Source organism: Rhodococcus erythropolis NBRC 15567 (assembly GCF_001552595.1).
GTDB lineage: Bacteria > Actinomycetota > Actinomycetes > Mycobacteriales > Mycobacteriaceae > Rhodococcus_F > Rhodococcus_F erythropolis.
In genome coordinates this window covers 133,235-139,846 of sequence record NZ_BCRM01000006.1, presented here as the reverse complement: position 1 = coordinate 139,846, position 6,612 = coordinate 133,235, and the positions used below count along the sequence as shown (strand labels likewise).

Sequence of the window (6,612 nt, the reverse complement as noted above, 5' to 3'; positions counted from 1 at the left end):
GCATTCCACGATCGGCGACCGACGGACTGGCCGACGCTCTCGACGAGTTCTTTGCTCTCCCACTGACGGTGAAGAACAACTATCGCCGTCCCTCGTCCGAGAACCGTGGCTACTCGCCACCGAAGTCGGAATCACTCAGCATGAGCCTGGGCGTCGCCGCTGCGAACCAGATGAACGATTTCTACGAAGCAATAGTCGTGGGCACAGAGGTGAGCGACTATCCGGGCGTCGACCTACCCGAGTCCAGCTACGCCGCCAACACTTGGCCTGAGGCCGCGCCCGGATTCCGACCGGCAATCGAAGAGTATTTCCGTCATGCCCAGGGCTTGGCACGAATCCTGATGTGCGCCTTTACCGACGCCCTCGGATTGCAGCCCGAGTACTTCGATTCGATGCTCGACCATTCGATCGACGCGATGAAGATGAACAACTACGCACTGCCTGAGGGCGAGATCCGCATCTCCGGCGACATGACGGGAATGGGCGCTCACACCGACTTCGGAATCTTGACCATCCTGTGGGCAGATCAAGTTCCGGGCCTTCAAGTTCTGAGTGCCGATGGCGTATGGCACGACGTCCAACCTGCCGACGGCGCACTCTTGATCAACCTCGGCGACGCAATGGCACGCTGGACGAACGACCGATGGCGCTCGACAGTGCACCGAGTCGACCCACCTATCGTCGATGGTCAGATCATCCGACGTCGCTCTGCCGCATTCTTTTTCGACGGAAACTACGACGCCGTCATCGAAGCACTGCCAGGGACTCTCGAACCGGGCGAGGTGGGATACCCGCCGATCACGATCGCCGAGAACATCGCGGCCAAAGTGGCCGGGCTGAAAGGCGCGACGGCGCCCGACGTCGACAGTCGCAGCGCTGACCGGGTGCGCGCCGCCGGATAGCGCTCCCGGGTACCGTCGATATCGTGCAGGATCGAAGTGAGGACAAGATGACCACCACCGAACGAGCTTTGCTCACCGAGTCCGTGCACGAGACGCTTCGCGAACTGATCTTTTCGGGAGAGCTGGCGCCGGGGACACCACTGAGTGTTCCCGCGCTGGCGAGCAAGCTCAATGTCAGTCGAACGCCGGTCCGCGAGGCCGTGCAGCAGTTGATCTACGAGGGCATCGCGGTCCACACCCGAAATGCGGGTGCAAAAGTCGATTCGCTGGACGCAGAGTCTCTGCGCGCGGTCTTCGAGGTGCGTGAGGTACTCGACGGTCTCGCGGCGTTCAACGCGACGGCCAATGCCACGCATGAAACCGTGTCACAGCTGAACAAGATGGTGCAGGTGCAACGCGAACTTCTCGAGAGCCCGCCGGATCAGCGTCGCGATTCGACGCTGGACCTCGAGTTCCACACCTTGATTCGTGAGACTGCATGCAATCACCCGCTCAGTGAAGCCCTACATCGTCTCGACGGACAGTCACATCTCTACCGTTCGGACATGTGGAGCCTCGAGCTCAATCGGCGGATCGCCGTCACCGAGCACGCTCGTATAGTCGCGGCCATCGAATCGGGTGACGCCTTGGGAGCCAGAACTGCCGCGAGCGCACACGTAGCCGGGCTACTCGTCCGAACAACCCGGACCTGAAGCTTTACCGAAATGACGGGAACAACGTGTCAGGCCAGGTGATGTCGCCGTCGTTCTCGTCCACGAACGTACCGACACAGTCGCGCCCCAAAGCGCTGATCGCTCCCGAGATGACCTCTGGATGCTCGAGCTCGGTGAGATGGTCTGCTCCGGTTCCGGCCCCGGGAACGCCATCGACGTACACCCGGCACTGGCCCCCGTCCAACCGACCGTCCGCCCACTCGCCTGAGCTCTGCACCACCGAATAGTAGGCAGATCCAGGAGTGTCCTCACCGGCATTGAGCTTGGTGAGAACTTCGGAGAACATGCAGGTGTCGTAACCGTCGGCAGGGCCTTGTACGCAGCCACCGGGGCTACCGTACTGCGGAGCACCGATGGCGACGAATGAATCCACTACTTCGGAGCCACCGAGGAACTTCGCGTAGTACCGGGAGCTCAGTCCACCCGCACTGTGCGCGATCACCCCGACGGAATCAGCGCCGGCAGCGTAGGAGCGAATCGAATCGGCAATCAGCTCGGCGTCGGCCGCAATCATCTTGCCGGGTGCGTCGGCGAAGTGTGTCTCGTAGCCAGCAGCGCTCAGTGCCTCGTCGAGGGCGCGGTAGGTCGCCTGGTGCGTTTCTCCCGAGTTGTAGAGCTGCTGCCCTGGAACGATGAAGACCACGCGCTTCGCATCGGTGATCCGCCCACCGGCGGCAGCGCTTCCTGCCGAGAACGCCAGAGCGGTGGCCACCAGCGAAGTAGTCACCGCCATCGCCAAAAGAATCTTCGAGAGTCGCACGTCGCCACCCTACGACGGCTGCGCACAAAAAAGGACCGCCGCACTGGAATCCAGTGCGGCGGTCCTTTTCTAGTAGCGGGGACAGGATTTGAACCTGCGACCTCTGGGTTATGAGCCCAGCGAGCTACCGAGCTGCTCCACCCCGCGATGCATTGACAAAGTTACACGAGCAGATGAACGGAACGCAAATCGCCTGCGCTGGAGCGAAATACACGCCTGAAAGTCGAAGAATCGGGTGACTGGGTTCACAAAATGCCCGTGAGCATCAACACATAACAAGCATGTAACGAACGTACCTCGAAACGGCATCGGAAAGGCTCTACCAGCACAAACGCCGAAAATCCTGGATGGGAGAAGACCAGGTGGTCCGGAAAATCGCGAATCGACCCTCGTTCAGCGCTCCCGTACGGTCGGTCCCGGCCCGAATCAACCGGGCGAACGCCGACCCGCCGCTGCTCCACTCTGCCCCGCGGGATCGGAACCCCCGAAACCTTCGAGGGGCAGAGACACGGAGAGACAAGCGCCCGGGAAAGTCAGCATCATCGCCGACCCGCAGGCCCGCCGATGTCAGCAAGCGCGGAGAGGATTTACCCCGACATGACGTACACCAGCATCAGCAAGCGTGCATTCGGCACATTGGCAGTAGCCGGCGCACTTGTCGCAGTGCCCCTCACCATGAGCACCGGCACCGCTTCCGCAGCCACCCACAACTGGGACGGCGTCGCACAGTGCGAGAGCGGTGGCGACTGGAACATCAACACCGGAAACGGCTACTACGGCGGCCTGCAGTTCTCGCAGAGCACCTGGACCGCCAACGGTGGCACCGGCTCGCCCGCCAACGCTTCCAAGGAAGAGCAGATCCGCGTCGCCGAGAACACCCTGCAGAGCCAGGGCCCCGGCGCATGGCCCGTCTGCGGCCAGCGTCTGACCGTCGCAAGCGAGCCGGCAGTCGAAGAGGCTCCCGCCGCAGCACCGGCTCCCGTCGCCGAGGCACCCGCAGTTGCTCCCGCCGTCGAAATCCCGGCCGAGCTCAAGCCCGCCGCACAGCAGGCTTACGACACCGCTCGTGACCTCGCCGGCCAGTACGGATTCGCCGCACAGTTCCAGCAGCTCTCCGATGCCAACGCACCGATCGTTGCAGCACTGCGCTGATTCAGCTCATACAGCTTCACCTGAGCACACAAGAAGGCCCACCATCCGATCGGATGGTGGGCCTTCTGCTATTTCACGAACCGACGCCGCTTACCTCGGCAGCGCCTGGTACGCGTCGACAGCCTTCTGGAGGCGGTCGAGCGCAGCACCGTAGCTGGTGAAGTCACCGCTCTGTTGCGCCGACTTCAATGCCGCCATTGCCGAATTGACCTCGGCCAGCGCCTTCGTGACGTCATCCGAAGAAGCCGGCGGGGCCGGTGCCGTCGGAGTAGTCGGCGTTTCCGGTTGCGCTCCGGTATCCGGATCGGGTGCCGGCTGAGTGACAGTCGCTGCCGAACCTGCGCCCGGCCAAATCTGACTGATCGCCTCGGAGACGGTCGGTGCATAACCGATCCGAATGCCGTTGGTGTCGCTGAAGCTCACCAGCACACGCGCCAACTGAGGGAACGCGTTCTGCGAGTTTCGCTGCGAGTACAAAGGCTCGACATAGAGGATTCCACCCTCGGCAATCGGCAGAGTCAGCAAGTTTCCGTACTGAATCTTGTTCGACTGCTTGAGCAGTGACACTTCCGAAGCAACACGCGAATCCGACGTCATCGCAGACTGAGCCTGCTGTGGACCCTGAGTCTGCGTATCGGTCGGCAACTGCAGCACCGTGAACTTGCCGTAGTTCTCCTTGTCGTTCGCCACCGAGATGTAGGCCGACAGCAACTCACGACTGAACCCGACCATCGGACTGGTCAGACGGAAATCCGCCTTCGCGGTGTCCTTGTCGCCCACCAGCACGTAGTACGGCGGTTGGTTGGCCGACGTGTCGATCGTCGGATCGCTCGGAACTGACCAGAACGCGTTGTTGGTGAAGAACTCACTCGGATCGTCGACGTGGTACTTCGCCAGCATCTCTCGCTGAACCTTGAACATGTCTTCCGGGTAGCGGAAGTGTGCCTGCAGGTCGTCCGAGATTTCGCTCTTCGGCTTCACCGTGTTCGGGAAGACTCCCATCCACGCCTTCAGAACCGGATCCTGCTCGTCGACCTGGTAGAGCGTGACCGTGCCGTCGTAGGCGTCGACCGTGGCCTTCACGGAGTTACGGATGTAGGAGAACTCCTGACGCGGAATGAGGCGCCCGGTTGTCTGGTCGATACTGTCCTCGACCAACCCGTCGAGCGAACTGCGCTGCGCGTACGGGTAGTCCTGGGCGGTGGTGTAGCCGTCGATGATCCACTGCATCTTGCCGTCGACCACTGCAGGGTAGGCAGCGCCGTCGGTCGTCAGCCAAGGCGCGACCTCCTCGACCCTTTCCTTCGGATCACGCTTGAAGATGATCTTCGAGTTCGAGCCGATTGCACTCGAGAACAAGATGTTGCGCTCGGTGTACTTCGCCGCGAATGCAAGACGGTTGAACCAGTTGCCGATCGAGACACCACCCGAACCGGTGTAGGTGTACTTCGAGGTGTCGGTGTCGTACTCACGAGGTCCCTCGCCGTCGACGGAACCGACGATCGAGTAATCGGCGTCCGACTGGCTGATCACCTCGCCGTAGTACGACCGCGGATTGTCCACCTTGAGGTTCTCGTTCTCGGGCGTGGTCGTCAGGTCGCTGACCGAGTAGATCGGGTAACCACCGGTGTTGTTCTGACTGTCGCCCTGCACGGCCGTGACTTCGTTCGCCTGGGCCGCGACGAAACCGTTGCCGTGCGTGTAGACCGTGTGCTTGTTGATCCAGTCCGTCTGGTTCCCGGAAAGGTTGTTCGGCGACAGCTCACGCGCTGCGACAACGAAGTCGCGCAACTGGCCGTCCTGTTCGTAGCGGTCGACGTTGAGCGTCTGCGGGAACCCGTAGAAGTTCTTGAGCTGACGCTGAGCGGTGAACGTCGGCGACAGAATGGTCGGATCCAACAGTCGGGTGTTCGCGATCGTGGTCCGGTCGGCCGGAACGTCCTGGGGCTGCTTGGTGCCAACTCCCGGATAGTCGACGTAGTCGACGTTTTCTTCCGTGATCCCGTACGCCTGACGGGTCGCTTCGATGTTTCGTTCGATGTACGTGCTCTCCTTCTGCGCCGCATTGGGCTTGACGGAGAACTGCTCGACGATCATCGGGTAGACCGCCCCGACGAGCACCGACGAAAGAACCAAGAGAGCGACTGCCATGGCCGGTATCCGAAGATCCCGCGTGAAGATCGAGGCGAAGAACGCCAACGCGCAGATGACCGCGATGGACAACAGAATGAGCTTCGCCGGCAGAACCGCATTGATGTCGGTGAAGCCCGGACCGGTGAACGTCGGTTCCTTACGACTACTCGACATCAACGAGTACCGATCGAACCAGTACGCCACCGCCTTGAGGAGCACGAAGGTGCCGGCGATGACAGCCAGTTGAACACGTGCGGCAGTCGTGAATGTCCCAGCGCGCCCGGCCAACTTGATCCCACCGAAAACGTAGTGGGTGACCAGGTTTGCCACGAAGGCAAGCAGGATCGAGACGAACAACCAATTCAGAACGAAGCGGTAGAACGGCAGATCGAACGTGTAGAAGCCGACGTCCAAGTTGAACTGAGGATCGGTGATGCCGAACGGCTGACCGTTGAGGAACAACTGGATGGTGACCCAGTTGGCCTGCGCGATGAGACCGGAGAGAATGCCGATCGCGACCGGAATGATCACGCCGAACAGACGAAGTCGCGACATGACGGTCGTGCGGTAGCGCGCGATCGGATCGTTGGGTCCGGAGACCGGAACGAACACCGGACGTGCGCGGTACGCGAGAAGCATCGCGAGCCACACGATGGCTCCGACGACAATTCCGACCACGAGGAAGAGCACGAATCGCGTCAGCAGAACCTTGGTGAAGACACCGCGGTAGCCGACTTCTCCGAACCACAACCAGTCCGTGTACATGCCGATCAGTCGCGGCCCCACGAGCAGCAAGGCCGCCACTACGACAGCCACCACCAACAAGATTCGACTGCGTCTGGACAGAGAGGGTAAACCTGCGGGGGGCCGCATGCCCACGTGCCACGCTCCAAGATTTGGCGACGCCGTGGCGTCGCAACCGATTGCATCGATCACTGCGGCCACGCCCGAG

At 61.6% G+C, this 6,612-nt stretch carries 5 protein-coding genes and 1 tRNA gene; 3 read left to right on the top strand and 3 right to left on the bottom strand.

The window, feature by feature from the left end; all coding sequences use genetic code 11:
• Positions 1-902, top strand: a 902-nt coding sequence (locus RE4_RS11990; RefSeq protein WP_060938628.1) for an isopenicillin N synthase family dioxygenase, incomplete at its 5' end; no start/stop codon positions are given.
• A gap of 47 nt (positions 903-949) precedes the next feature.
• Positions 950-1,594, top strand: coding sequence for a GntR family transcriptional regulator (locus tag RE4_RS11985; protein WP_020907137.1), 645 nt, complete (start codon positions 950-952; stop codon positions 1,592-1,594).
• A 4-nt stretch (positions 1,595-1,598) separates the two neighbouring features.
• Here RE4_RS11985 and RE4_RS11980 read toward each other — a convergent pair whose 3' ends face one another.
• Positions 1,599-2,375 carry an esterase/lipase family protein gene (locus RE4_RS11980; RefSeq protein WP_060938627.1) on the bottom strand — a complete coding sequence of 259 codons (777 nt, stop codon included), beginning with the start codon at positions 2,373-2,375 and terminating at the stop codon, positions 1,599-1,601.
• A gap of 73 nt (positions 2,376-2,448) precedes the next feature.
• Positions 2,449-2,522, bottom strand: a tRNA-Met gene (locus RE4_RS11975).
• Between the two features lie 450 nt (positions 2,523-2,972).
• Here RE4_RS11975 and RE4_RS11970 point away from each other — a divergent pair.
• On the top strand, positions 2,973-3,527 hold the full coding sequence (locus RE4_RS11970; RefSeq protein ID WP_019747833.1) for a transglycosylase family protein: 555 nt from the start codon (positions 2,973-2,975) through the stop codon (positions 3,525-3,527).
• Positions 3,528-3,617: 90 nt separating this feature from the next.
• Here RE4_RS11970 and RE4_RS11965 read toward each other — a convergent pair whose 3' ends face one another.
• Complete coding sequence (locus tag RE4_RS11965) at positions 3,618-6,533, bottom strand: UPF0182 family protein (protein ID WP_020907135.1); 2,916 nt, start codon at positions 6,531-6,533, stop codon at positions 3,618-3,620.
• Positions 6,534-6,612 lie beyond the last annotated feature (79 nt).